25 protein-coding genes are annotated in these 24,374 nt (G+C 64.3%); 22 read left to right on the top strand and 3 right to left on the bottom strand.

Features of this window, described 5'->3' with window-relative positions; all coding sequences use genetic code 11:
* Position 1: 1 nt before the first annotated feature.
* Genes DU490_RS12990 through DU490_RS12970 form a run of 5 tightly spaced genes read left to right on the top strand, consistent with a single transcriptional unit; the run spans position 2 to position 3,686 of the window.
* On the top strand, positions 2-694 hold the full coding sequence (locus DU490_RS12990; RefSeq protein ID WP_114574716.1) for a hypothetical protein: 693 nt from the start codon (positions 2-4) through the stop codon (positions 692-694).
* A gap of 5 nt (positions 695-699) precedes the next feature.
* Entirely contained in the window at positions 700-1,254 is a 555-nt protein-coding gene (locus DU490_RS12985) for a c(7)-type cytochrome triheme domain-containing protein (RefSeq protein WP_220270497.1), read from the top strand.
* The gene (locus DU490_RS12980; protein WP_220270496.1) at positions 1,235-1,654 is read left to right on the top strand and encodes a c(7)-type cytochrome triheme domain-containing protein; all 420 of its coding nucleotides are present in this window, start codon (positions 1,235-1,237) and stop codon (positions 1,652-1,654) included. Before DU490_RS12985 ends, DU490_RS12980 begins: the two co-directional genes overlap by 20 nt.
* Positions 1,655-1,668: 14 nt before the next feature.
* The gene (locus DU490_RS12975) at positions 1,669-2,595 is read left to right on the top strand and encodes a hypothetical protein (RefSeq protein ID WP_147270462.1); all 927 of its coding nucleotides are present in this window, start codon (positions 1,669-1,671) and stop codon (positions 2,593-2,595) included.
* Positions 2,592-3,686, top strand: a complete 1,095-nt coding sequence (locus DU490_RS12970; protein WP_114574712.1) for a 6-bladed beta-propeller — start codon at positions 2,592-2,594, stop codon at positions 3,684-3,686. Before DU490_RS12975 ends, DU490_RS12970 begins: the two co-directional genes overlap by 4 nt.
* Before the next feature lie 317 nt (positions 3,687-4,003).
* Here the strand turns inward: DU490_RS12970 and DU490_RS12960 are convergent, their stop codons facing one another.
* Both DU490_RS12960 and DU490_RS12955 read right to left on the bottom strand, forming a co-directional pair.
* Positions 4,004-4,315: a cytochrome c5 family protein gene (locus tag DU490_RS12960; protein ID WP_258801657.1), complete on the bottom strand. Its 312-nt coding sequence runs from the start codon at positions 4,313-4,315 to the stop codon at positions 4,004-4,006.
* Positions 4,316-4,429: 114 nt separating this feature from the next.
* Positions 4,430-7,072, bottom strand: a complete 2,643-nt coding sequence (locus DU490_RS12955; protein ID WP_114574711.1) for a bifunctional diguanylate cyclase/phosphodiesterase — start codon at positions 7,070-7,072, stop codon at positions 4,430-4,432.
* A 253-nt stretch (positions 7,073-7,325) separates the two neighbouring features.
* On the opposite strand from DU490_RS12955, the gene DU490_RS12950 reads away from it, so the two are divergent.
* The 10 genes from DU490_RS12950 (at position 7,326) to DU490_RS12905 (ending at position 16,629) form a co-directional block, all read left to right on the top strand.
* Entirely contained in the window at positions 7,326-8,753 is a 1,428-nt protein-coding gene (locus tag DU490_RS12950; RefSeq protein ID WP_114574710.1) for an ATP-binding protein, read from the top strand.
* A 2-nt stretch (positions 8,754-8,755) separates the two neighbouring features.
* Positions 8,756-9,412, top strand: coding sequence for a response regulator transcription factor (locus tag DU490_RS12945; RefSeq protein ID WP_114574709.1), 657 nt, complete (start codon positions 8,756-8,758; stop codon positions 9,410-9,412).
* A 379-nt stretch (positions 9,413-9,791) separates the two neighbouring features.
* Complete coding sequence (locus DU490_RS12940) at positions 9,792-10,397, top strand: Crp/Fnr family transcriptional regulator (RefSeq protein WP_181870043.1); 606 nt, start codon at positions 9,792-9,794, stop codon at positions 10,395-10,397.
* 175 nt (positions 10,398-10,572) lie between these two features.
* The gene (locus DU490_RS12935; RefSeq protein ID WP_181870042.1) at positions 10,573-11,697 is read left to right on the top strand and encodes a c-type cytochrome; all 1,125 of its coding nucleotides are present in this window, start codon (positions 10,573-10,575) and stop codon (positions 11,695-11,697) included.
* Positions 11,666-12,277, top strand: coding sequence for a c(7)-type cytochrome triheme domain-containing protein (locus DU490_RS12930; RefSeq protein ID WP_114574706.1), 612 nt, complete (start codon positions 11,666-11,668; stop codon positions 12,275-12,277). Before DU490_RS12935 ends, DU490_RS12930 begins: the two co-directional genes overlap by 32 nt.
* Positions 12,278-12,281: 4 nt before the next feature.
* Positions 12,282-12,905, top strand: a complete 624-nt coding sequence (locus DU490_RS12925; RefSeq protein ID WP_114574705.1) for a tetratricopeptide repeat protein — start codon at positions 12,282-12,284, stop codon at positions 12,903-12,905.
* An 11-nt stretch (positions 12,906-12,916) separates the two neighbouring features.
* A complete protein-coding gene (locus DU490_RS12920; protein ID WP_114574704.1) occupies positions 12,917-13,252 on the top strand; it encodes a cytochrome c in 336 nt (111 codons plus the stop codon).
* Between the two features lie 36 nt (positions 13,253-13,288).
* Complete coding sequence (locus DU490_RS12915) at positions 13,289-14,356, top strand: two-component regulator propeller domain-containing protein (RefSeq protein WP_114574703.1); 1,068 nt, start codon at positions 13,289-13,291, stop codon at positions 14,354-14,356.
* A 31-nt stretch (positions 14,357-14,387) separates the two neighbouring features.
* Positions 14,388-15,539 (top strand): two-component regulator propeller domain-containing protein, encoded by a 1,152-nt coding sequence (locus tag DU490_RS12910; protein ID WP_181870041.1) that lies wholly within the window; start codon positions 14,388-14,390, stop codon positions 15,537-15,539.
* 7 nt (positions 15,540-15,546) lie between these two features.
* A complete protein-coding gene (locus DU490_RS12905; RefSeq protein ID WP_181870040.1) occupies positions 15,547-16,629 on the top strand; it encodes a c-type cytochrome in 1,083 nt (360 codons plus the stop codon).
* Positions 16,630-16,663: 34 nt separating this feature from the next.
* Here DU490_RS12905 and DU490_RS17235 read toward each other — a convergent pair whose 3' ends face one another.
* A complete protein-coding gene (locus DU490_RS17235; RefSeq protein WP_181870039.1) occupies positions 16,664-16,807 on the bottom strand; it encodes a hypothetical protein in 144 nt (47 codons plus the stop codon).
* Between the two features lie 160 nt (positions 16,808-16,967).
* On the opposite strand from DU490_RS17235, the gene DU490_RS12900 reads away from it, so the two are divergent.
* The 7 genes from DU490_RS12900 to DU490_RS12870 all read left to right on the top strand — a co-directional run bounded on the left by DU490_RS12900 (position 16,968) and on the right by DU490_RS12870 (position 23,729).
* Entirely contained in the window at positions 16,968-17,747 is a 780-nt protein-coding gene (locus tag DU490_RS12900) for a response regulator transcription factor (RefSeq protein WP_114574700.1), read from the top strand.
* Positions 17,748-18,103: 356 nt separating this feature from the next.
* Positions 18,104-19,138 carry a histone deacetylase family protein gene (locus DU490_RS12895; RefSeq protein ID WP_114574699.1) on the top strand — a complete coding sequence of 345 codons (1,035 nt, stop codon included), beginning with the start codon at positions 18,104-18,106 and terminating at the stop codon, positions 19,136-19,138.
* A gap of 66 nt (positions 19,139-19,204) precedes the next feature.
* The gene (locus DU490_RS12890) at positions 19,205-19,561 is read left to right on the top strand and encodes a RidA family protein (protein WP_114574698.1); all 357 of its coding nucleotides are present in this window, start codon (positions 19,205-19,207) and stop codon (positions 19,559-19,561) included.
* A 1-nt stretch (position 19,562) separates the two neighbouring features.
* A complete protein-coding gene (locus DU490_RS12885; RefSeq protein WP_114574697.1) occupies positions 19,563-20,504 on the top strand; it encodes an ornithine cyclodeaminase family protein in 942 nt (313 codons plus the stop codon).
* Positions 20,501-21,631, top strand: a complete 1,131-nt coding sequence (locus DU490_RS12880; RefSeq protein WP_114574696.1) for a class II histone deacetylase — start codon at positions 20,501-20,503, stop codon at positions 21,629-21,631. Before DU490_RS12885 ends, DU490_RS12880 begins: the two co-directional genes overlap by 4 nt.
* The gene (locus DU490_RS12875; protein WP_114574695.1) at positions 21,628-22,596 is read left to right on the top strand and encodes a branched-chain amino acid transaminase; all 969 of its coding nucleotides are present in this window, start codon (positions 21,628-21,630) and stop codon (positions 22,594-22,596) included. Before DU490_RS12880 ends, DU490_RS12875 begins: the two co-directional genes overlap by 4 nt.
* Before the next feature lie 116 nt (positions 22,597-22,712).
* Positions 22,713-23,729 carry a DUF4105 domain-containing protein gene (locus DU490_RS12870; protein WP_114574694.1) on the top strand — a complete coding sequence of 339 codons (1,017 nt, stop codon included), beginning with the start codon at positions 22,713-22,715 and terminating at the stop codon, positions 23,727-23,729.
* Positions 23,730-24,374: the final 645 nt, after the last annotated feature.

The raw sequence follows: 24,374 nt of genomic DNA, 5'->3' as shown, positions 1-24,374 counted from the left end.
AATGCGACACACAGGCAAGCGCGAGCAACTCCGGCGGTGGCAGGTGGCAGGATTTTCCGCGGGCCTGCTTTTCTTGTCGCCCGGCGCGGTGGCGCAAAGCGAACCGTTGTTCGATGATGACCCGCTGGCCGCCGAGCAGCGCCAGGCCGAACGGGAGGCGCGCCAGGCGGTGGCCTTCCAGGAACGCCTGGTCAGCGCTCGCTCGCTTCTCGACGCCTATCAGCGTCTGGTCGAGGAACAGTCGCTCGATGGGGCTGCCGCCGATGGCCGGGCAGCCATCCGTGAGGCGCTGGCGCGGGCCGAGGCGCGGTTTGCGGCAGGTGAGCGCGAAGTCGCCAGGGCGCAGTTGGAAGACGCCTACGTGCGGGTCGAGGTCAGCCTGGGCGCGCTGCTCGATGGCACTACGCTGCGCCTACCACTCAACTTCGCCTCCGCCGAGGAGGAGTATCGCTACGAGCAGCGTCGCCATGCCACGCACCGTGAACTGGTCGCCCGTTTCATGGCCGAGCCCGAAGCCCGCGATGCGTCGCGCCAGCGCCTGCTGGCGGCGGTCGATGTCAGTGAGAAATTGCGCGATCAGGCCGCGGCGCAGGCCGGCCGCGAGGAGTACGAGACGGCCATTGCCACGTTGGAAAACGCCACGCGCGAGTTGATCCGGGCCTTGCGCTCGGTGGGCATCTTCATACCGGGGTGAGCATGATGAGAATAGCCAGATGGATAAGCGTGGTGCTGTTGGCCGGGCTGGCCATGACCAGCCCGGCAGTGGCGCAGGAGGCAGCGCCCAAGCACAAGCCGCTGGCCGAGGATGGCCTGCACGACCCTGATTTGCCGGGGGTCCACATGCTGCAGGAACCCGGCGATGTGCTGGGCCACCTGCCAGCCACCACGTCCGGTAACCTGGTGGACTGGAACAAGGCGGTACGTGATGGCTATATCGAGCCACGCGCTACACTGCTGGATAGAGGCGAAGTCAAGACTCTGGATCTGGACATCTACCTGCCCAACACCGGGGATGCCAAGGTGGTGCGCTTTCCCCACCTGGAGCACAGCGAATGGCTCGATTGCAACAACTGCCATCCCGTACCCTTCGCCGAGGAGGTCGGAGCTACGCCCATGAGCATGCTCGAGATCCTGATGGGAGAGTACTGCGGAATCTGCCATGGCGCCGTGGCTTTCCCGCTCACCGAGTGCAGCCGCTGTCACAGTGTCGACTATGACGACTACCTCAAGATCCGTGATCAGCAGCGGCGCTGAGCGCGCCGGTCGGCGGTGGTCGCGTCGGCTGGCTGTGCTGCTGTTGCCCCTGGCCGTGGCTCTGCCGCCGGGTACCGCCGATGCCGAATACGCCGACGTGGTGCTCAACCGCCTCTCCGAGGCGGCCGACATGGCGCCGGTGATCTTTCCCCACTGGTTCCACCGGGTACGTTTTCGCTGCAAGGTGTGTCACTCCGATTCCGAATTGGGCTTCAAGATGCGGGTGGGGGCCAACCCCATGGACATGCAGCGCCTCCAGGAGGGCGAGTACTGCGGGGCCTGCCACAACGGCCAGATCGCCTGGGGGCTGGAGAACTGCGAACTATGTCATTCCGGCAAGATGGGGCTGCCGACCCACATCAAGGGCGGCCACGAGACCTCTGGCCCTGGTCGATGGTGAGCCGGGGCACGGGGATGCGCACGGCTCTGCTGCTGGTTCTGCTGGGGCTGGGTGGTTGCGCTGCCTTGCCGCCGGGTCAGGCCGGCGAGGCGGCGCCCTGCGGCTGGACTGTGGAGGAGTGGCGCAGCATTGATGGTGGCTACCTCGATGAGCGCTTCGTGCGGCTGCGCCAGCCCGTGGCGCTGGATGCCGATATCGAAGGGCTGTGGTTCTACGATGCCGGCCATGACAGCATCTTCCTGCTCGAAGCGGTCAGCGATCGGCTACGCCGGGTGGCGACGCTCTCTGCCTCGCGAGAGGTACGATTGCGCCTGGATGGCGTCGGCCAGCTCTATCTGGCCGACCCGCGAGCCGGTAGCCTGTTGCGCCTCGATACGGTCACCGGAGAGGCGCAGTCCTTTGCCCGCGAGTCGCCCCTCGCGCCCACCGCCGTCGCCCTGGACCGCCTGGGGCGCGTTCTGGTGGGCGACGGCCAGGCCGGGCGGGTGGTGGCCTACAATGCCCATGGCGGCTTCGAGGCGCCCGTGGCGGACGATCTGCCACCGCTGGGCGGCGTAGCCGGGTTGCTCGCCCGCGACGAGCAGCTGTGGATTGTCGACCCGGTCGAGCGACGGGTGCATCTGGTCGAGGCGGGTCGCGCCCGGGTGGTCTTCACGCATTCCGCCTGGGTCTCCCCCGGGCCGTTGGCCGATGATGGCCGTGGCGGGGTGGTGATGGCGGATACCGCGACGCGTACCCTTTATCGCCTCACCGCCGAAGGGCCGGTGGAGGTGCTGACCCCGGTGCCGCTGGACGTGCAGCGCATCGACGACCTGGTCGGTGATGGGCGCGAGATCTATCTGGCCGACGGCGCGCGGGGGCAGATCCGGGTGCTGGATCTGGTGCCTCTGGGTTGCCCGGTGGCGCCCGGTGAAGATGCGACGGGAGACGACAATCCATGAAACGCTGGGCCGGAGTGGGGGTGGCGCTGCTGCTGGCGGGATGTGCGAGTGCACCCGAGTTGTTCCATTACCGCCCGCCGGCAGAGCCCGGCGAGCAGTCGACCCAGGTGTGGCCGGAGCCGCCGGAAACGGCTCGTTACGCCTACGTGGGCCAGTTGCTTGGCGAGCAGAACTTCCGCGCCGCGGCCGAGGCGCGCTCCACGGGGGAGCGCATGGTGCGTTGGCTGGTCGGGCTGGGAAGCGGCGATCGCGAGCCCACCGTATTGCGCCGCCCCAGTGCGGTGACGGTGGATGCCGACGGCCGTGTCTATGTCACCGATATGGCACACCCCTCGGTATATGTTTTCGACCCGGTGGCGCCGCGGCTCTCGGTGTGGGAGCGCGCCGACGTGGGGCAGCCCTTTGTTGCACCCAGTGGGGTGGCGATACTGCCGGATGGTGAGCTGCTGGTGGCCGATGCCGAACTCGGAGCGGTGTTCCGCCTGGATGGCGAGGGGCGACCGCTGGGGCGCTTCGGCGACACGCCTCTGCTGCGCCCCGGTGGCGTGGCCTGGGACCCTTACCGCGAGGAGGTGGTGGTGAGCGACATACGTGCCCACACCCTCGAGGTGTTTGATGCACGTGGCCACCACCGGCGCACCCTGGGTGGCCCTGGTCAGGCCCCGGGGCGTTTCAATGCCCCGACCCAGGTGGCCGTTGCCGCCAGTGGCTATTTCATCACCGATACCTTCAATGCCCGGGTTCAGCATCTGAGCCCCGAGGGTGATCCGCGCGACAGCATCGGCCAGCGGGGCTTGCTTGTCGGCGACCTGGTGCGCCCCAAGGGGGTGGCGGTGGACCGGCACAACAACCTCTATGTGGTCGAGTCCTATTATGGGTATCTGCTGGTCTACGACGATCAGGGGCGTTTTCTGATGCCACTGGCGACGGAGGGCACGGCGCTCGGGGGGCTCTACCTGCCGGCGGGAGTGGCCGTGGATAGCCGCCAGCGGGTCTACCTGGCCGACATGTTCAATGGCCGTGTGCTGGTGTTCAAGTACCTCGACCAGGGCATGGATCCTGACTTGATGGGACTGGTGCGGTACGACTGAGCCGCTCGACACGAAATGCGCTGTCCACACATGGCACAGGGCGTGACACGACGCCACATAACACGACGCCACATAACACGACGCCACATAACACGACGCCACATAACACGACGCCACATAACACGACGCCACATAACACGACGCCACATAACACGACGCCACATAACACGACGCCACATAACACGACGCCACATAACACGACGCCACATAACACGACGCCACATAACACGACGCCACATAACACGACGCCACATAACACAACGCCGCCCGGGGGCGGCGTTGTGCTTTGCAGTGCGGCGCTCAGAGCGCCATAACGTTTACTTGGCCTGGTCGATCATGTACTGCACGGAGGCTTTGACGGCGTCTTCGCCGACATGGCCTTGCGGCGGCATGCCACCCTTGCCATCGATCACGCTGGCCACCAGGGCGTCGGTGCCGGCTTCTAGACGCGAGGCCCAGGCAGCGGCGTCGCCCAGCACGGGGGCGTCGGCCAGGCCGCTGTCGTGGCACATGGCGCAGTTGGCGGCATAGGTTTCCTGGCCGAGATCGGCGCTGGCACTCATCGGCAGGACCAGCAGGGCGCCGGTCATCAGCGCGGAGGAGAAGAGAACGTTCTTGGTGACTTTCATGATTGTGACTCCCGATGGTTTCACGGTCTGGACTGGGTCGTCCATTTTTTTGCGAGCCGCCTCCTGCTAAGGGAGGCGAGCGTGCCAGATGATATTGGGGATAAGTTACTCCTATTACGGTATTTTGTTATCGGACCATGGTCCGATTTGCCCTGGGTCGGCGGTCACGCGACATGGGTCGACCGCCGGCCTGCCCAGATGAAATCCCTGGGCATAGTCGATACCCAGCGTGCGGATGGTCTCGAGCACCTCGGCATTCTCGACGAACTCTGCCACGGTCTTTACGCCGAGTTCGCGAGCCAGGGCGATGATGCTGATGACGAAGGCACGGTCGCGGTGGTTCTTGGGCAGATTGCGGATGAATTCCCCTTCGATCTTGAGGTAGTCCACCGGCAACCGACGCAGGTAGTGGAAGGAGGAGTAGCCGGAACCGAAGTCGTCGATGGCGAAGGCGAACCCTTGCGTCTTGAGGGTGCCGACCAGCTCTTCCAGCAGGTCGAGGTTGGTGACCGTGTCGCGTTCGGTGAGCTCCAGTACCACGCGGCCCGGCGGCAGGGCATGGCGCTCGCGCAGTTCCCCGAGGGTGGCGAGGAACCTCTCGGAGAGGATCGCGCGTGGCGACAGGTTGACGAACAACTGGCCGGGATAGCCGTCGGCACGAAAGCGGGCGAAGGCCTTGTCCATCAGGATCAGGTCCAGGTCGGGCATCACGCCCATGCGCTCGGCGACGGGGATGAACTCCGACGTGGGCAGCAGTCGTCCCTTGCTTTCGATGCGCATCAGTACCTCGTGGCAGGCGACCCCGCCGCTCTGCGTGGCCACAATGGGCTGGAAATAAGGCACCACACTGCGCTCGCGAAGGGCGCGTAGCACGCGTAGACCCTGCTCGCCCATCGAGCGGAAATTATCGACGAGTTCGTCCGCGCCAGGTAGTGCCACCCGGTGCTTGCCCAGGCTCTTGGCGCTGTAGACCATGTTGCTGGCAATGACGAAGAGGTCCCGGGCGCTGCCGGCGTGCTGCGGGTAGATGGCCACGCCGATCGAGGCGCTGAGGTGGATGGTCGTGCCGTCGGGGGCCTCGAGGGGCAGGTGATCGAGCTGCTTGATGAGCCGGTGCCCCTCCTTCTGACTGTCGGTTGCGTTGGCTCCGGGCAGCACCAGGGTAAACTCGTCGCCGCCGTAACGGGCGAGCACGGCGCCACGAGGCAGGTGTTGCTTCAGGGCGTCGGCGATTTCGCAGAGCATGCGGTCGCCAAACCCATGGCCATAACGGTCGTTGAGCTGCTTGAAGTTGTCGACATCGATCACCAGCAGGGCCACCGGCTTGCCCGACGGGCCGGCGCGGTCTATCTCGTGGGTGAACAGATCCCAGAACATGCGCTGGTTGTGGAGGGTGGTCAACGGGTCGCGGGTGGCCAGTGTCTCTACCTGCTGGGTGTACTGCTGTATGGCGCGGATCGAGCCGATGACGTTGAGCAGCGTCGGCAGGATGCCGCTCAGCACCGTGCGGCCCACGGCGTCATTGGCGATGTTCGTCTGCAGGGCCAGTGCGCTGATATTGCCGATACTCGGTGTGTCGAGTCGATGCACATAAAACTCGTCACGCAGGGTGGCGGCATTCAGGGCTGCTTGGGGACGTGTGACATCGCTGACGTGATGATGAATCTCGTTTACCGTTCGGGCGTGTGGGTGCGAGAGCAGTCGACGCGCCACGCGTTCGATCAGGCGGCGGTCGCGGGGCGAAGGTTGGCCGCGCCAGAACAGGTCGAGCTGGCAGGTGCCGGCATCGTCCTCCAAGACGGTGATGAGCAGTGGGGCGTCGATGACCTCATTGATTTCACGTCCCAGCAACTGGACATAGCGGCTCCAGTGCTGGATGACGTTTGAGTTGATCACGAACTTTTCCAGCAGACGCCGCTCGAGGGTGAGGACGTCGCGGTCGACCGCGACGTGGCGCAGGCGCTCGATCAGTAGCTCGACGTGGCGCATGATGTCGTCGAGCTCCTTGAAGCCCAGCGGCAGGTTGCGTGTCTCCAGTTGGTTCATGTCGCTTAGCGCCTGGACTTTCTGCACGCGGCCGCGGAAGATTCGCAGCGAGCGGTTGATGCGCCGCGTGGCGAGCAGTCCCGCCGCGGAGGCCAGCAGCAGCGTGAGTGGGCCGGTGGCGAGCAGCAGCGAAAGCAGCTCGCCGCGCGCGCGATCCATCGCCGTGCCCACGTGCTGATAGACTTCCACAGCGCCGAGCACGTCGCCGGTCTGGGCGTTGTCGTGACAGCCGAGGCACTCCTGTTGGGCCAGTACCGGCATGATGTGGCGGTGATCGATGCCGTCGGAGAGGGTCAATTTCTCCCCGTCGCGGTAGACCTGGCGCACGGCCGCGTCTGGTACGGCGCTGGGGGCTTCGCCGAAGCGCTGGTTCACCCGCTCGCCCCGGTAGAGCTCGACGCGGATGTTGCTGTTGTCGAAGGATTGCTCCAGCGAGTCGAGAAAATCCACGAGCTGTTTGCGGTTCCAGCCCAGGCGCATCACCTGGTACATGCTGGCAAAGGTTTGCCGCGAAAGCACTTCGGCGGTCTCCGCGGCGCGCTCTTCGAGGGTTCGCGAATAGATGGTGGAGGCGGCGGCGAAGACTACCAGGAACACGGTAAGGGCGATCAGGGCCACCGCCGAAATAATGTAGGAATTGAGGCCGGGGCTGCGAAAAGCGCCCGGCGCCGGCGTAGTATCGGGCGCTCGGTTGCCCGCAGTTGTCGGCATCTCGGGCCTCGCGTTAAGTGTCGGAACGGCCCAGGCACCATGGGTGGCAACCAACAGGCCTGGGAATGAGTAGTTGATATGCTATGTCGTCAAATGCCTATGTGCATTGGGCCAAGGTCCGGGGTGGTTTGCGCCCTTGGTCTTTTGGCGGTGATGTGGAAGGCCGGTGGTACCTCTCGCCTGGACCAAGGTCCGGCGCCAGGTGGGGCGGCATTTGTTACAATATGTGGCGAAAGGAACAGCGGGGAGTGTGATGGGCGGGATTGAACATGCGCTGAGCCGGATGCGCAACGTTGGCCTGACGGCGCGCTTCAGCCTGGTGAGTCTGCTGCTGCTGTCGTTCGCCTTGCTGGTGTTGGGCGCCTGGTTGACCCTGCGCATCGAGACGGCGGCAGTCACCCGCAGTACTGAGCTGAGCGGGACCTATATCCAGGTCTTGATGGGGCCCCATCTGCGCAAGCTCGAACGGCAGGGCTGGCAAGGTGCCGAGGCGATCGCCGCGCTGGATGCGCATTTCCACGACGAGGCGGTGCTCGACAGCGTGCCGGCGGTTAAGGTGTGGCTGGGCGACGGTACCATCGTCTACAGCAGTACGCCGCAGTTGATCGGGAGTCGCTTTCCGGTCGATGACACCTTGCGCCGCGCCTTTGCCGGGGATGTGCAGAGCAGCATCAGTGAGCTGGAGGCGGCGGAGAACCGCTTCGAACGTGACATCGCCGATCGCCTGATGGAGGTCTATGTGCCGATACGGCGGGAGCGAGGTGGCGAGGTCTACGCGGTGGGTGAGTTCTACCTCTCGTTGGCGCCCCTGGAGGCAACTGCCCAGACGGCGCGACTACAGACCTGGGGGGTGGTGATCGGCCTGGGGGGGCTCGTCTATCTGCTGCTGTTCGGCATGGTGCGTGAAACGAGCCGCACCATGCGCCGTCAACGCGACAAGCTGGCACGCTACTCCATGCGCCTGCGCGCCCTGCTTCGGCAGAATCGGCGCATGCATCGGCGGGTGGTACAGGCCGGAGCCAATGCCATGGCCATCAACGAGCACTATCTGCAGCGCCTGTCGGCCGACTTGCACGATGGTGCGGGGCAGGACCTGGCGCTGGTGCTGCTACGCCTGGATGAGATCCAGGAGCAATGCACATCTCGCCAGCGGGTGAGGGGAGGCTGCGGACTATTTCTGTCGGAGGAGCTCGCGGCGATGCGGGTGGCTGCGCAGTCTGCACTCCAGGACGTGCGCAGTCTGAGCAAGGAGTTGCGCCTCTCGGCCGTCGATACGGCCTCGGTGGTGCAGACGGTGCAGCGGGCCGTGCGTGACTACGCCCGCAAGACCGGGCGCAAGGTGTCGATCGTGCAGCACGGTGACGACGTCGACGCTCCCCAGTCGGTGAAAATCACGCTATACCGGGTCGCCCAGGAGGCGTTGATGAACGGTTTTCAGCATGCCCGGGAGGCGGAACAGGAGGTCGACATCTCGGTCGGCGACGATCAGGTCACCCTCAAGATCACGGACACCGGGCCAGGATTTCGCGTGGGTGAAGCACTCGTCTCGGGGCGCCTGGGCCTGGTGGGCATGCGTGACCGAGTGCAACTGCTTGGCGGCGCCTTCAGTTGTGTCAGTTGCGAGCGACAGGGCACCCGCGTGACGGCAACCCTGCCGAGGCTTTTGCCAGGAGGCAAGTGAGCATGGAAACACCGATTCGTGTGGTGATCGCCGATGATCATCCGCTGCTGCGTGAAAGCGTGGCGCGCACCCTGGGGGCCGAGCACGGTTTCACAGTGATGGCGCAGGCGGCGCGTGGCGATGAGGCGGTGGTCGCCGTGCGTCACCATCAGCCCGATGTGGTGTTGCTCGATATCAGCATGAGAGGCGGGGGCGGCGGAGGGCTCGATGCGATCGAGGCGATCAATGCGGCCAGCCCCGCCACCCGTGTGGTAATGCTGACCGCATCCGAAGATGAAGATGATCTGCTTGAGGCCTTCAGGCGTGGTGCGAGCAGCTACGTGCTAAAAGGCGTCTCGGCAGTAGAGTTGCGGCATATCGTTCGGCTTGCTGCCGCGGGTGAGGCGTATGTATCGCCCGACCTGGCTGCGCACATGTTGGTGGACCTCGCAGAACCCACGCCGGCGCAGGGCCTCGAGGCGCTGACACCCCGGGAGGCGGAGATCCTGGCGCTGCTCGGCGACGGCCTGACCAATCGCGAGATTGCCGAGCGGTTGATGATTGCCGAAAAGACAGTCAAGCACCACATGACCAGCATCCTGCACAAGCTCCAGGTACGCAATCGCCTGGAGGCCGCGTTGCTGGCGTCGCGACCTTCGCGGTTCAAGCCGGCGCCCTGAAAAGGGCAGCAGTTTTTCACCGATTCCGCTCCTGCGACAATTCGACACTTGTGCCGGTGCCTTTTTTTCTGTATCCGACTTCAGTCCTGTGGCATTTCGGTATTTGTGCCGATGCGGCCTCTTCACCAGCGGGTTAATGTGACTGGGGGGAGGTTGGCGCCCCGCTAAGGTTGGCGTCCCGCTATCAGGAGAGTGAGTCATGAGTACAGCAGCATCGGCCTGGGCTGGTTTGGCCAAAAAGCCCGTGCGTCAGCAACAGATGCCAGTGCATAGCCGCCCGGAGCGATACTCGCTGAGCCCGCTAGAAAGGCCTGCCGCCTCTTGTCGAACCTGTCACCTGGCCACCGTGTGCAGCGAGGGCGCGGCAGAGTCGGTCGTCTTGCATTGCCTGTCCATCAAGCAGGCGCTCGATGTCAGCGTCGTCGATGCCCCGGCCATTGGGGTGCTGGTGTCGGGGGTGGTCAAGGTGAGCCTGGGCTCGCCGGGCGAGGGGGGCAGTGTGCTGGCCTTCCACTACCCCGGCGAGATGATTGATCTGACCGCCTACCGTGAGGGTGGCGCGGGAATCCGACTGACAGCCGTGTTGCCGGTGCGGCTTTGTGTTCTTTCTGCGGGGCACTTCGCCTCCGGTGGCAGTCGCCTGATTGAGGGTTATCAGCGCCTGCTTACCCATTTCGCGGGGGGGCTCGTTCACCAGTTGGCTGAGGCGCGGATGCGTCAGGGGCAGAGTGCCGAGCAGCGCCTGGCGGCGGCATTGCTGGATATCACCCGGCGTCTGGCCGCGACAACCCAAGATGTCGACAGTGTCGTGTTGCCCATGTCGCGACGCGATCTTGCCGACTATCTGGGCATGGCCCAGGAGACCATCAGCCGGCAATTCCGGCGTCTTGAGTCGCTAGGCTGCATTGAGCCGCGTGGGCGGCGAATCATGCTATGCGACCGTTCGCGACTCGAGGCCCTGGCCCTGGCATACAAGCGATGCTGATTCGGCGAGTTCGGTTACGACCAAGGTCCGTGGTGACCTTTACTGGCCGTTGATAAGGTGGAGATGACTCCACCCTCGGTTGTGTCTTGCCATGAAAAGTGTTCTCCGCTCTGTTGCTTGTTCACTCTCGCTGCACCGTCTGACGAAGCCTGCCCGTTTGACATGCCGATTCGGCATGATAACCCTGCTGCTCAGTGCTGCCGGGCCGCTGGCGTTTGCCGAGGAGGGGCCTGACGGCCGCACCATCTACATGAAGAACTGCTCGGTTTGCCATGGCGAGTCGGGCGATGGGCGCAGTGGCGCCCGCTTCGGACTCAACCCACCTCCTTCCTCCTTCACCGAGAACTACCACGGCGATCGTGACCGTATGCTGGGCGCTGTCATCGCTGGGGTGCCCGGAACCGCGATGATCGGGTGGAGCGGGCGCCTTAGTCAGGTCGAGATCGAGGCGGCGGTGGATTACCTGATCGATGAGGTTGTGTCGACCGGGAGGGGAGCTCCCCAGTCGTCGGGAGCGCTGTCGATTCGTGACCTGATCGGTGAGGAAGTGGTTGCGCCGCATGGGGGTGTCGATCCGCATGGGGCCATGCCCCGGGAATCCAGTCGTGAGACGGTTCCTGCAGCGCGGCGCCCCCCGCCGGTGGATAGCGAGGCGGCACAGCTCTACGCACGCAATTGTTCAGTGTGCCATGGTGAGGACGGCACTGGCGCCTTGTGGGGGCGCCAGGGCTTCAACCAGCCGCCGGTGGACTTTACCGACAGCGTGGCCACCGAAGGCATGAATCGGGAAGCCATGATTGCCATTGCCACCCACGGCAAGCCAAGCACGGCGATGGTCGGTTTCGGGGGGCGGCTCTCCAGCGAGGCGATCGAGTCCATCGTCGACTATATCCGCGCGGCCTTCATGGGTGAGCCATCCGGCGGTGATGCGCTCGATCCCGCCCTGGGGCTGACCCCGCGCGACCGCAGTGGCTATGCCCCGGTGCCCATGGAGGTGCCGATGCCCGATGGGCTGACCGGCAATGTCGCCCGGGGTGCCGGCCTCTATGCGGCCAACTGCGTGATGTGCCACGGCGCCAGTGGGCAGGGGGATGGCCGTCGCGCCTATTTCATCATCCCCAGGCCGCGCGACTTTACTGCAGCCGATGTGCGGCCTGCTCTCAATCGCCCGGCGATCTTTGCAGCGGTCAAGCATGGTGTACGTGGCCGCGAAATGCCGGGCTGGCGGTTGGTGCTCAGTGACCAGGAGATGGCTGACGTGAGTGAGTATGTTTTCCGTACTTACGTGGCCTCGGAGTAACGCGGCCCGCCTGCTGGCCGTGCTGGCTATCGCCGTTCTGGTCACGGCGTGCCGCACGGCATTGACCTCGGCGGATTCGCCCGAGGAGCAGCGTGGTGCGCGTGTCGAGCTGCCACAATCGGTGGGCGAGGTGCGGCACGCCGGCGAGTTGGCTGACCATTACGACCATTCCATGACAGGGATCGAGGCGTTGCAGCACCCCGCCCAGGCGATGGCCGACTTCCCGCGTACCCGCCTCGGCGAAGTGGACTGGGTGGAGGCCATTCGCCAAGGGCGCATCACGCCACGAGCCGGGCTCGCCGACGACGCGGTGATGACGCGGCTCGATCTCGATATCATCATGCCGCGCACGCGCGCGATGGCCTACGTGCGCTTCTCGCACGCCGTACACACGGAGTGGCTGGGTTGCGACAGTTGTCATGATGCCCTCTTCGAACCGCGCCAGGGCGCCCATCGCGCCGATATGAATGATATTCTCGAGGGTCGCTCCTGCGGCACCTGCCATGATCGGGTGGCCTTCTCCTCTTACGCCTGCGAGCGGTGCCACAGCGTGCCACTCGATGATGATACGGTGAGGTGATTCCATGGATACACAGAGTCGCTGGTGTACTCTTCTGCGCCGCGCGAGCCGTGGCGGTGTGTTGGCCCTGGCGATGACTGGCGCCACCCTGGCTATGGCGGAGTCGCCGCGCGAGGCGGTCGAGCGGGCGCTACAGGTGTTCGCCGACGGCGATGTGGTGCAAGCCATGCAGATTCTGCAGCCGGTGGCGGAGGCGGGCGACCCATTGGCTCAGGTACGCCTGGCCTATATTTTCGATCAATCGCGCCTCTATGAGCCGGCCCTGCGCTGGTATCGCGAGGCGGCCGAGGCGGGCAACACCGAGGCGGCCGTCGGCCTGGCCACGCTAATCGTGGCGGGTGAGGGAACCGCAGCCGACCCTGTCGAAGCCGGCCGCTGGATGCGCCGTGCCGCCGAGGCCGACCATGCAAGGGCCAACCTGGCAATGGCGGCGGCCTACGAGCGTGGTGGTCTGGGGCTCGAGGTGGACCCGGCCGATGCGCTGGAGTGGTATCGGCGAGCCGCCGAACTGGGTAGCCGCGAGGCGCGACAGCGTCTCGCTCGGGCGTATGCCGATGGAGAACTGGGTCTCGCGCCCGACCCACAGGCCGCCGCCCGGTGGGCGGAGAGTGCCGGTGCCAACCAGTGAGGAGAAGGGCCATGTACATTTCTCAATGGCGCCGCCGCCGGCGGCTCTGGCGTGGTGCTCTGCTGGGGCTGTTACTTGCCACCGGCAGCGCTGAGGCCGCGGATATCAACGAGGGGCGCAGTCTCTACGAGGAGCAGTGCACCCAGTGCCATGGTCCGGATGGGCGCGGCGAGTTGCCGGGAATGCCGAACTTCCAGCAAGGCGATGCCCTGATGCAACCCGATGCGGCGCTCTTTGCGGTGATCAGCCAGGGGCAGGGCGGCATGCCTGCCTTCGAGGGCATGCTCAACGAGCGAGAGATCCTTGATGTGATTGCCTTTTTGCGGACCTTCATGGGCTTCTATTAGCAGCCTGCCCCAAAGTGGGCAGTAGCGGAGGATGTGATGTTGCAGCGAGTGTGCGGATGGCGCGGCCTCGGTGGCCTGGCGCTGATGCTGGGTGCGGGAGTGCAGGCTCAGGCTGCCCCTTACACGGTGGTCGAGAGCTTCAATGTGGGAGATGACGTTTATGTGCGCTCCCTGGCTGTCGAGGCGGATGCCGAAACGCTTTGGGTAGGCACCTCGTCGGGCCTGCTGGAGATCGGTCTGGCGGGCTATGAGGTACGCAATACCTTCACCCGTGCCGATGGCCTGGCCAACGAGTATATCTTCGCCATCGGCATCGACAGCCGCGGCTACAAATGGTTCGGCACCAACGCCGGGGGTGTCTCGCGCTACCGCGATGGGGAGTGGCAGACCTTCTTTCCCATGCACGGCCTGGCTGACTACTGGGTATATGTCTTTGACGAGCAGCCTAATGGCGACTTCTGGATCGGCACCTGGGAGGGCGCGAACCGGGTCGACCTCGATACCCTGACATTCCACACCTACCTGGATGAATTGATCAACGAATGGGTCTATGGCCTGGCGATCGATTCCGAGGAGCGGGTCTGGTTCGGCACCGAAGGCGGGGTCTCCATGTTCGATGGCGAGACGTGGGAGCACTGGACGCATGATGACGGCCTGGGATCGGACAACCACCGTCGTCTGTCGGTGAGCCCCAACACCGGGCTCGGTACTCGCGATCGTCACGACTTGACGGTGTTGGAGGGGGGCGAGGAAACCTTCAACCCCAACTATATCTTCGCCATGCACGCCGACCCCGAAGACCGTATCTGGGCCGGTACCTGGGGCGGTGGCGTTTCGGTCTACGAGAACGGGGCTTGGTACAATTACACCTCGGCGGACGGCCTGGCCGGGGATCTGGTCTACAGCATCCTCCAGGCCGAGGATGGCGCCTACTGGTTTGGTACCAACCGTGGCGTTAGCCGTTTCGACGGCGAGACCTGGCAGACCCTGGATACCGGGGACGGCCTGCTGGCCAGTCATGTCTACGCCTTGGCCCAGACCCCCGACGGCGATATCTGGGCCGCCTCGCGACGCGGGGTCACCCGCCTCGGGCAGGCCGAGTGATCCTCTCATTCTTTACAGCAGGAACCGCGAAATGAAGAGCAATCAGGTAGCGTGGGTCGGCGGTGTGGCAATGTTGGCCCTGGGGGCTGGCGTTCTGTCACCGGTGACTGTGCCCGCGGCACAGGCGCAGGAGAGCGAGGCGGCGCCGCTGCCCGCACAATTCACCCACTTTCGCGTGGGTCAGCGTAATGTCAAGGCGATCCACCAGGACGGCCACATCATGTGGGTGGGCACATCCGGCGGGGTGATTCGCTACGATAGCCACGCCGAGGATTATGAGCTGATCGACAATCGCAACGGCCTGCTCGCCAACGGCATCTTCTATGTCGGTGAGTTGGAGGGGCGGATCGCCGTCGGCACCTATGGTGGTGGTATTTCGCTGCTCGCCGAGGACGGCTCCTGGGACACCTACAACGTGCCCGACGGCCTGGGCGATGCTTTCGTCTATGATGCCGCCCTGGATAGCCAGGGTGATCTGTGGATTGCCACCTGGTCCGGGATCAATCGCGTGCGTGGTGGGGTCGAAAGCCTCGACCAGCCGGAGCAGTGGGACCTGTATACCGTTGCCAATAGTGATGGCGGTCTACCCAACGATTGGGTCTATGCCCTGGCGCCGGCCGAGGACGGTACCGTGTGGATGGCCACCGAAGGCGGACTGGCCGCCTGGCGTGACGGCGAGTGGGAGAGCTGGAAACACGAGGATGGACTGGGCGCCCCCTACGCACTGGTACGCGATGCCATCACCTTCATGGACGACCCGGCACAGGTCTCGGACCACCACTCTCGCCAGAAGGACGAGATGGGCTTTGCCGAAGTCGACGTCGCTTACAACGCCAACTACGTGGTAGCCCTCGAGCTCGACGCTGAGGGCGGGGTGTGGACCGGCACCTGGGGGGGCGGTCTCTCGCACTTCGACGGCGAGCAATGGACCACCCTGACCACCCATGATGGCTTGCCCTCCAACCATGTCTTTGCGCTGCACCGTGATTCCGAGGATCGGTTATGGATCGGTACCAGTGACGGCCTGGCGCGGCTCGATGGCAAGGACGCAGCGCTCAAGCTCTTCACCACCGAGCACGGGCTGTTTTCCGACCTGGTCTTCTCGATTACCACGGTGCCTGATCAGGATGCCCTGTGGGTCGGCAGCTATGGAGGCATCGCCAGACTGGTGGGCCTGCAGTGAGGTGAATATGCACTTTCGCAAGGGCGGCTTCGGCCGCCGTTCATTAGCTTGGGTCAGCACCGCTCTGACGCTGTTGCTGGCCCTCCCCGCGGCGGGTGAGGGCCTTGATGAGGGCCAGCGTCTCTACGATTTCTACTGCTATCAGTGCCACGCCTATTCTGGCACCGGCGAGACGGTGGCGGCGCGTACCCTCGATCCTCCGCCCCGCGATCTCACCGGTGAGTGGGTGAGTTCGCTTAGCCGCGAGCAACTTGTCACGGCGGTGCGCGATGGGCGGCCGGGCACCGGCATGGTGCCATTCGGCGAGGTGATGGGGGAGGCAGGCGTTGAGGCGGTGGTCGATTACGTGATCGCCACCTTCATGCAGGGCGAGGCTTCCGATGCCCGTTACCACACCGAGGCCAACGGCTGGCCTGACCACGAGGCGCGCTACGCCGTGGCTTTTCCCTTCGCCCGTGGCGAGTTGGCCCTGGATACCCCGGTGGAGGAGCTCAGCGAGCGTGAGTTGCGTGGCAAGCGCCTCTTCTTGTCCGGCTGCGTTACCTGCCATGAGAGCGGGGTCGTACGCGATCCGGGGCCGGTGTGGGAGACCCGCGCCGTGTCGTTTCCGCGCGGGCGCTATGACCATCGCAACCCGCCCACCGGGGCAGGGCCACTCGATGCCATCAGCGGTGCCTCCCCTTACCTGCGGCATGAACTGGCGCCGACGCTGCCAGAGGGGGCCAGCGAGCAGGTGGTGCGGGGTGAGACGCTCTACCAGGACAACTGCGCTTTCTGTCACGCTCCCGATGGCAGCGGTCGCAACTGGATCGGCAGTTTCCTCGAGCCGCGCCCGCGCGACCTGACAGCCCCGACGGTGATGCGCCACATGACGCCCTCACGGTTGGCCGCGGTGATTCGCCAGGGCTTGCCCGAGACCTCGATGCCGGCCTGGGAAGCGGTGCTCGACGAGGCAGAAATTGCTGCCATGGTCGCCTACATCGACGCACTCTTCCATCCGCTGGCGAAGGACAGTGAAGCGGCGATTTCCATCTCGCCCCCCAGCCCCCGATCGACGCCGGCGTGGCAGCGTCACGCCACCAGCCATTGAATGAATGGACCCGCCTGCTGGCGGGTCTTTGGTGTCAGGCAAACCGGATCTGTTGGATAGGCGTGTCGCGCAGCGTGGCAGGAGGGTGCTGGGCCAGCCGGCTGACCAGCACGCGGTGCTTCGCCGGGTCGATCAGTCGTCGTCGTAGTTCCCGCGAAAAGTGGTGGGAATCGGTCACTCCAGGGGAATTTCTCTTCGTTTGTTCACGCCGTGCTGCCCCTCGGTCCTGGTTGGTTGCGATTTGACAAGTCATTCGAAGTTGACTCGCATCAACTTTGTTGACGGTTAACTAATGCATACTTTCACTTACAGGATCTGTTCACAGAGAGGCGAATCCGATGAGTGTCATTATCGGCGCAACACAGCACATCGCACATCGCTTCGAGTGGGGAGAAACGAGGTGCGATGCCAGCGGGTCAGAAGACTCGCTCGATACGGACACGGCTCTGATTCGCATCGTGCTGGCCGACGACCATCCACTGATGCGCGAAGGCATTGCTCGTTCTCTGTCTGAGGCACATGGCTTCGAGGTGGTGGGAGAGGCCGAGGACGCGACAGGGGCCGTCGATCTCGTTGCTCGCCACGCCCCCGACCTGGCCGTGCTCGATATCAGTATGGGCGGCGGCGGCGGCCTGGCCGCGGCTGCCGACATCTTGGCACACTACCCCGCGACCCGTGTGGTGCTGCTGACCGTCTCCGAGGAGGAAAGTGACCTCAACCTGGCCCTGAAGCTCGGGGTCAAAGGGTATATCCTCAAGGGCGTCACCTCGCGCGAATTGCGCCGGGCTCTGGCCAGTGTCGCCCGTGGCGAAGCCTTCGTGTCGCCGACGCTGGCAGCGGAACTGCTGGCGGATGCCACGCGCTCGCGCCACCGCCGCGAGATCGACCTCGATGCACTGACCCAGCGGGAAGAGCAGATACTCAAGCTACTCGGTGATGGGCTGACCAATCGCGAGATTGCAGATCGACTGTGCCTGGCCGAAAAGACGGTCAAACACCACATGACTAATGTGTTGCAGAAGTTGCAGGTGCGTAACCGAGTCGAGGCGGCACTGGTCTCTCGGCAGCGCTACCCCTCCACCAGCACTCGGGATCACTGCGTGCTTCAGCGAGTCTAGGAGCCTGTCGGACTTAACGCTGATCTACTCTTGGCCATACGGCGTTGAAAATCGGCTCGCGAGCGAGTCCGATCAAAGTTGGCGCGATGGTTTCCCTGAAGCGCGTGGCAGAGTAGTGTAGGGGATACACCGACCGAGCGGACACCAAGAAACCGTCATGGCCTGCCTCGACCGCAATACCCGCAAGCTGGGTCAGCCATATCTATCCCATGCCCATCGCCTGCTGCTTCTGATGACTTGCGGCACTCTTGACCTTGGGTCGAGGGTGTCGGCGACCTCAATGTCGGTGGCCGTGGTAGCCGGGCTTCCGTGCCAGCCTGTTCGACTGAGGCGTGCACAAGGCAAGGAACCATCCCATGAAGTTTTTCTATCATCCCGACCAAGAACGTCATGCGCCGACGACTTTTCTGGTGCGTGGCCAGCCGACTCCGTCACCGGAGGGGCCGAAACGTGCCGAACTCCTGGCCGGTGGTCTGGCAACGATAGGGTTCTCCCTGACCGCCCCGGTCGAGATCGACAGCCCGACGCTGCGAAGCCGACTGGCCAAGATCCACACGCCACGTTACCTGACGTTTCTCGAAACCATTCATCGGCGCTGGCGTGAACTGCCCGGTGCCTCGGAACTGGTGTCGCCCAACGTTCATCCCTGCGGCGGAGGGCATCACTACCCGCGCCACCCGGTGGGACAAGCAGGCTGGCATCTGCATGACATGGCCTGTCCGATCGGTGGCGATAGTTTTGCCGGTCTCCTGGCCAGCGCTGCCACAGCCCAGGCCGCTGCGGATGCGTTATTGGGTGGTCATGGCACCACCTATGCGCTGTGCCGGCCACCTGGTCACCATGCCGGGCCGGATCGGGCCGGTGGCTTCAGCTTCCTCAACAATTCGGCACTCGCCGCAACCGTGCTGCGCGAGCACTTCTCGCGGGTGGCCATCCTGGATGTCGATCTCCATCATGGCAACGGCACCCAGGATATCTTCTACTACCGTGGCGATGTCTGGACCGGGTCGCTTCATGTCGATCCCACCGACTTTTACCCCTTCTTCTGGGGCGGGACCAACGAGGAGGGCATGGGCGAGGGGCTGGGCACCAACGTCAACCTGCCGCTGCCGTTGGGCAGCGATGGCCGGGTCTTTCTCGACACCCTGGATGAGCTGATCTGGCGGATGAACGAATTTCGACCCGAGGCGCTGGTGGTGGCGCTGGGGCTTGACGCCCACCGCGACGATCCACTGGCCGGCATGGCTCTGGAAACCGTGGATTTCACTGCCATCGGTCGGCGGCTCGCGGCACTGTCGCTGCCCACGGTGCTGGTACAAGAGGGGGGCTATCCCACCGAGCACCTGGGCGCTAATCTGGCCGCCTTCCTGTCCGGTTTCACTGGCGACTGAGACGACGCCCCCCTGCGATATCCCGCATTAGCATGACGAATCGAATAGACAAGAGAGAGAAGTGACATGAGCATCAGCTATCGCGACAGCAACACACGCATGAGCCAGGCCACCGTTCACAACGGTACCGTCTACCTGGCCGGCCAGGTTCCCCAGGACGCCAGTGTCGATATGCGAGGCCAGACGGAGCAGGTGCTGGCGCGCATCGACGAACTGCTTGCCCAGGTTGGTACCTCCAAGGAGCACTTGCTTTCGGCTCAGATCTGGGTGACCAGTATGGCCGAATTCGACCAGATGAACGCTGCCTGGGACGCCTGGGTGGTGCCGGGGCGGCCGCCGGTGCGCGCGGCCCTGGAGGCCAAGCTGGCCAAGCCCGAGTGGAAGGTCGAGATCATGGTGGTGGCAGCGCTGCCGGAGGCCTGAGATGCGCATCGTATCCGCTGAAGAAGTTGCTGCTGCGCTCCCCTGGCCGGCGCTGGTGGAGCGCCTGGCGACCACTTTTCGTGTTGGGGTGGAGTCGCCGCCCCGACACCATCACGCCATGCACCGGCCCGATGGTGAAGCCACCATGCTGCTGATGCCCGCCTGGGAGCGTGCTGGCTATATCGGCGTGAAGATGGTCAATGTCTTCCCCCAGAACGCCGACCATGGGCTGCCTGCCATCTCGGGGGTCTATTTCCTCAGCGAAGGCGACCACGGACGGCCGCTAGCCTGCCTGGACGGCAGTGAGCTGACGCGCCGCCGCACGGCTGCCGCCTCTGCCCTTGCCGCACGGGAACTGGCCCGGAAGGAGGCCTCATCCCTGCTGGTGGTGGGAACCGGCAAGCTGGCGCCCATGGTGATCGAGGCCCATGCCGCGGTGAGGCCGATCACGCGGGTACGTATCTGGGGTCGCAACCCCGAGAAGGCGCGGAAGCTGGCAGCGGTGTATAGCGGTCGTTTCGATACCGAAGCGGTAATAGACCTGGAAGCGGCGACGCGCGAAGCGGATATTATCAGCTGCGTGACGCTCTCCACGGAGCCGTTGATACGCGGCGAGTGGTTAGCCGCCGGCACGCATCTCGATCTGATCGGCGCCTTCCGATCGAGCATGCGGGAAACCGATGGTGAGTGCCTGCGCCGCGGCGAAGTCTTCGTCGACACCTTCGCCGGTGCCAGGGGCGAAGCCGGCGATATCCACCAGGCCATCGATGAAGGGGCCTTCTCCTTCGACGAGATTCGTGCCGACCTGGCCGAGCTGCTGCTGGGCAAACAGCCTGGGCGCTCCTCCGAGGAGGCAATCACGGTATTCAAGTCGGTGGGAGCTTCTCTCGAGGACCTGGCCGCTGCCATCGAGGTCTGGGAGCAACTGGAGGCGAAGGCATGAGGGCAGGCAGTAGTGCAGGAAAAGGAACGGGTTTTTTCTGGCATGAGCGCTGCTTCTGGCACGACCCGGGGCCCATCGGTGTCTTCTCGTCCCGGGGCGAGTATCTGCAGCCTCAGCCGGCATCGGAGAGCCCCGAGAGCAAACGCCGCCTGAAGAACCTGCTCGAGGTGTCGGGTCTGATCGATGAACTCGAGGTGCGCAAGCCGCCGGCGGCTTGCCGAGAGGACCTGACGCGGTTCCATACCGCACGTTACCTCGACGAGCTGGAGGCCGGTGACCAGGCCGAGGGCGGCGATGCCGGCGAAGCCGCCCCCTATATGCCGGGCAGCCTGGCGGCGGCGCGGCACTCGGCGGGCCTGGCCATCGCTGCGGTGGAAGCGGTGGCGACTGGTGAGCTGACCAATGCCTATGCACTGTGTCGACCCCCTGGGCATCACGCCGAGGCCGACCGTGGCCGTGGTTTCTGTCTACTGGGCAACATTCCGGTTGCGGTCATGCGTGCCCGCGCCCTGGGCCAGGTGCAGCGTGTGGCGATACTTGATTGGGACGTGCACCACGGCAACGGTCAACAGGCAGCCTTCTACGACGACCCGGACGTACTCACGATATCGATTCATCAGGCCGGCAACTATCCACTCGATACCGGCTTCTTCGAGGAGTTGGGGGAGGGCGCCGGGTACGGTGCAAACCTCAATCTGCCGATGCCGCCGGGTTCCGGTATCGGTGCCTACCGCTATGCCATGCAGGAGCTGGTGCTGCCGGCTATCGGTGGTTTCGCCCCGGACCTGATCGTGGTGGCTTGTGGCTATGACGCCTGCGGCAAAGACCCGCTGGGGAAAATGCTGCTCAACAGCGCTGCCTTCGCCGCCATGACGCAACAGATGTGTGCGCTTGCCTCGCGCATCAGCGGCAATCGACTGGTGATGATCCATGAAGGAGGCTACTCGGAAGGCTACGTGCCACTGTGCGGTCACGCCGTGGTCCAGATACTCTCTGGCAGCCGAATTTCGGTGCCCGACCCCCAGAACGACGAGATTGCTGCCTGGGGTTACCAATCCCTGCAGTCGCATCAGCGAGCGCTGATCGACAGTTGGCGTGAAGGCTGGATACAGGCGGCACCGCTATGACCCCCCTATACGACCGCGACGGCTGGCTCTGGCATGACGGCGAGTGGCTGCCCTGGCGCGATGCCCGCACCCATCTGCTGACCCATACCCTGCACTACGGCATGGGGTGCTTCGAAGGAGTGCGTGCCTATCAGGGCCCTGGCGGTACCAACCTGTTCCGCGTCGCCGAACACACCCGGCGACTGCTGGACAGCGCCCATGCTCTGGACATGGCAATGCCGTTCACCGATTACGACCTGATCGAGGCACAGCGGCAGTGCCTGTCCCGCAACGGCCTGGCCAATGCCTACCTCAAGCCAACGGTCTACTTCGGTGCCGAGGGGCTGGGGCTGCGGGCCAAGGGGCTGACGGTCCACGTGATGGTGGCGGCCTGGGACCTGGGTGACTACATCTCGCCGGAAGCCACCTCCATTGGCCTGCGCGCACTGACCTCCTCCTGGGCCCGGCATCACGTCAACATCAGCCTTTGCCGTGCCAAGACCAACGGCCACTACGTCAACTCGATGCTGGCACTCAATACGGCAGTGAAGGCCGGTTTCGACGAAACGATCATGCTCGACCCGGAAGGCTATGTCGCTGAGGCCTCGGCAGCCAATGTCTTCCTGCTACGAGACGGCGTGTTGCACACCCCCGAGATCACCTCCTGCCTCCAGGGCATCACCCGGGACAGCGTGATTCGGCTGGCCCGCGAGGTGCTGGGCATCGAGGTTCGCGAGCGCCGTATCACCCGCGACGAGCTCTATACCGCCGATGAGGCCTTCGTCACCGGTACCGCCGCCGAGATCCTGCCACTGCGCGAACTCGATGGACGCCATATCGGCGGCAGAATCGGCGCACCCAAGCCGCACAAGCCGATCGCCGACGACTCCCTCACCGCCCGTCTGCAGCGGTTATACCGACGCGTGACCCGCGGCGAGTTGGGTGATGACCTGCAGCCTTTGCGCTCCTGGTTGACCAGGGTGTAAGACCAGGGTGTAAGACCAGGGTGTAAACAGGACATCGGCACCCGCCTGAAACCAGTGGCAATTCCATTCAGTGTGTAACGTGCTAACGTGCGACTACCTGAACAAGATGGACCGAAATGGCACCGGCAATCGTATGGATCGCGCTCTTCACGCTGCTGACGCTGGGCATGCTCTGGGGTTTTGCAGCCCTTTGGTTTCGTCTCGCGCTGCCTTCGCCGTGGCGTCAGTTCACCTTGGGTCTGTGGGGCCTGCTGACCCTTGGCCTGGTCGTGCTGGGGCTGGAGGTGTCCGTGACGGCGGGCCGCGACTGGTCGGCACCGATCGGGCAGATGCTGTTGCTGGTGGTGCTGATGACATGGTGGTTCCGGCTGCGGCCATCGCATGATCGCCCCTGGGCCGACGATGTGGTGCATATGGCTACCGGTGAGGTCGAGGGCAATCGCCTGACCTTGCACCATGTTCGCAACTTCGACTGGCGAACCCGGGACGAGGCGAAGGTCTGCTGGGAACGTCGTCATTATGACCTCGACCGGCTGGACTCCGTCGACATGATCGTTTCCAGTTGGGGACGGCCAGGTATCGCCCACGTGATGGTCTCCTTCGGCTTCGGTGGGGATGAATTCGTGGTGTTCTCTGTTGAGGTGCGGCGCCAGCGGGGTGAGCGCTTCTCCGAAATCGGCGGTTTCTTCCGCCAGTACGAGCTGGCAATCGTGGCCAGTGACGAGCGCGATGCCGTGCGTCTGCGCAGTAACGTGCGTGGTGAACAGGTGCGGCTATTTCGTATCACCATGCCACGGCACGCCATGCGTTCACTGATTCTCGCCTACGTCGATGAGGCCAACCGTCTGCGCGAGAGTCCGCGTTTCTACAATACGATCTTTGCCAACTGCAGCACCCTGGTATTTGCCATGGCCCGTCGTATCGGTGCTGGGCTGCCACTGGACTACCGCATGCTGGTCACCGACAGGTTGCCCGATTACGCCTTTGCGATGGGTGGTCTATGGCGGGGCCACTCGTTGAATGAACTGGTAGATCGGGGAAATATTGTCGAACGGGCGCATCAGGCCCACGACGACCCGGCCTTTTCGCGGCGGATTCGCCACGCTGTTCCGGGCTGGGAAGCGCTGTCGTAGTGGCTGGAAGCGAGTCGTGCCTGAATCGGAGCAATAGAACCTGGCAATATGAATTGCGCACAAGAAGTCGGTTGGCAAGATGATGGTGTGACAATATAAAGAACGCCACGGGAAAGCCCGTGGCGCATGTCCTCCCTGGGCATCCTCGGGATGCCGAACCTATCCCTGGCAGGCGTCCGTGCCCGCTCGCATCCGTGTCGCATCACTCGGCAGTATCCATTGCCCGCCCCCTTTGGGGAACACAGCCTTTATCACTCACCTGGATGACAACGCAACAACAAGGAGATGACAGGTGTGTGATGCCAGCCCTATCCAGTCTAGGAGGCAAGTGGCATTCGCGCGATATAACAATTATGCCGCTTCACTTATTTCTGTGATCAGCCATGCCACTACGCAGGAATGATACCTTCCCCCAACGGCGCCACGCCGCTGTAGGAGCATCTTCAGATCGCGACTGGAGGCCGAAGGACTCCCGGCGGTGTTGCCATGGTCGCGGTTATTGCCAACGTCGGCAGCCGCCGCCGAGGCGCCTGGCGGCGCCAGTCGCGATGGAGACCAGCGCTCCAACAACGATCCTCTCCACCAACGGCGCCACACCGCTGTTGGAGTATCTTCAGATCACGACTGGAGGCCGCAGGCCTCCCG

The sequence above is a fragment of the Halomonas sp. DQ26W genome, from assembly GCF_003339685.1.
Classification (GTDB): domain Bacteria; phylum Pseudomonadota; class Gammaproteobacteria; order Pseudomonadales; family Halomonadaceae; genus Halomonas.
This window is presented reverse-complemented; position numbering and strand designations above follow the sequence as displayed.

What these genes read in the sequence shown, in the direction of transcription:
- DU490_RS12990 (WP_114574716.1), top strand. Translation starts at nt 2, where the DNA reads ATGCGACACACAGGCAAGCGCGAGCAACTCCGGCGGTGGCAGGTGGCA.
- DU490_RS12985 (WP_220270497.1), top strand. Translation starts at nt 700, where the DNA reads ATGAGAATAGCCAGATGGATAAGCGTGGTGCTGTTGGCCGGGCTGGCC.
- DU490_RS12975 (WP_147270462.1), top strand. Translation starts at nt 1,669, where the DNA reads ATGCGCACGGCTCTGCTGCTGGTTCTGCTGGGGCTGGGTGGTTGCGCT.
- DU490_RS12970 (WP_114574712.1), top strand. Translation starts at nt 2,592, where the DNA reads ATGAAACGCTGGGCCGGAGTGGGGGTGGCGCTGCTGCTGGCGGGATGT.
- DU490_RS12960 (WP_258801657.1), bottom strand. Translation starts at nt 4,315, where the DNA reads ATGAAAGTCACCAAGAACGTTCTCTTCTCCTCCGCGCTGATGACCGGC.
- DU490_RS12955 (WP_114574711.1), bottom strand. Translation starts at nt 7,072, where the DNA reads ATGCCGACAACTGCGGGCAACCGAGCGCCCGATACTACGCCGGCGCCG.
- DU490_RS12950 (WP_114574710.1), top strand. Translation starts at nt 7,326, where the DNA reads ATGGGCGGGATTGAACATGCGCTGAGCCGGATGCGCAACGTTGGCCTG.
- DU490_RS12945 (WP_114574709.1), top strand. Translation starts at nt 8,756, where the DNA reads ATGGAAACACCGATTCGTGTGGTGATCGCCGATGATCATCCGCTGCTG.
- DU490_RS12935 (WP_181870042.1), top strand. Translation starts at nt 10,573, where the DNA reads ATGATAACCCTGCTGCTCAGTGCTGCCGGGCCGCTGGCGTTTGCCGAG.
- DU490_RS12930 (WP_114574706.1), top strand. Translation starts at nt 11,666, where the DNA reads ATGTTTTCCGTACTTACGTGGCCTCGGAGTAACGCGGCCCGCCTGCTG.
- DU490_RS12925 (WP_114574705.1), top strand. Translation starts at nt 12,282, where the DNA reads ATGGATACACAGAGTCGCTGGTGTACTCTTCTGCGCCGCGCGAGCCGT.
- DU490_RS12920 (WP_114574704.1), top strand. Translation starts at nt 12,917, where the DNA reads ATGTACATTTCTCAATGGCGCCGCCGCCGGCGGCTCTGGCGTGGTGCT.
- DU490_RS12915 (WP_114574703.1), top strand. Translation starts at nt 13,289, where the DNA reads ATGTTGCAGCGAGTGTGCGGATGGCGCGGCCTCGGTGGCCTGGCGCTG.
- DU490_RS12910 (WP_181870041.1), top strand. Translation starts at nt 14,388, where the DNA reads ATGAAGAGCAATCAGGTAGCGTGGGTCGGCGGTGTGGCAATGTTGGCC.
- DU490_RS12905 (WP_181870040.1), top strand. Translation starts at nt 15,547, where the DNA reads ATGCACTTTCGCAAGGGCGGCTTCGGCCGCCGTTCATTAGCTTGGGTC.
- DU490_RS12900 (WP_114574700.1), top strand. Translation starts at nt 16,968, where the DNA reads ATGAGTGTCATTATCGGCGCAACACAGCACATCGCACATCGCTTCGAG.
- DU490_RS12895 (WP_114574699.1), top strand. Translation starts at nt 18,104, where the DNA reads ATGAAGTTTTTCTATCATCCCGACCAAGAACGTCATGCGCCGACGACT.
- DU490_RS12890 (WP_114574698.1), top strand. Translation starts at nt 19,205, where the DNA reads ATGAGCATCAGCTATCGCGACAGCAACACACGCATGAGCCAGGCCACC.
- DU490_RS12885 (WP_114574697.1), top strand. Translation starts at nt 19,563, where the DNA reads ATGCGCATCGTATCCGCTGAAGAAGTTGCTGCTGCGCTCCCCTGGCCG.
- DU490_RS12880 (WP_114574696.1), top strand. Translation starts at nt 20,501, where the DNA reads ATGAGGGCAGGCAGTAGTGCAGGAAAAGGAACGGGTTTTTTCTGGCAT.
- DU490_RS12875 (WP_114574695.1), top strand. Translation starts at nt 21,628, where the DNA reads ATGACCCCCCTATACGACCGCGACGGCTGGCTCTGGCATGACGGCGAG.
- DU490_RS12870 (WP_114574694.1), top strand. Translation starts at nt 22,713, where the DNA reads ATGGCACCGGCAATCGTATGGATCGCGCTCTTCACGCTGCTGACGCTG.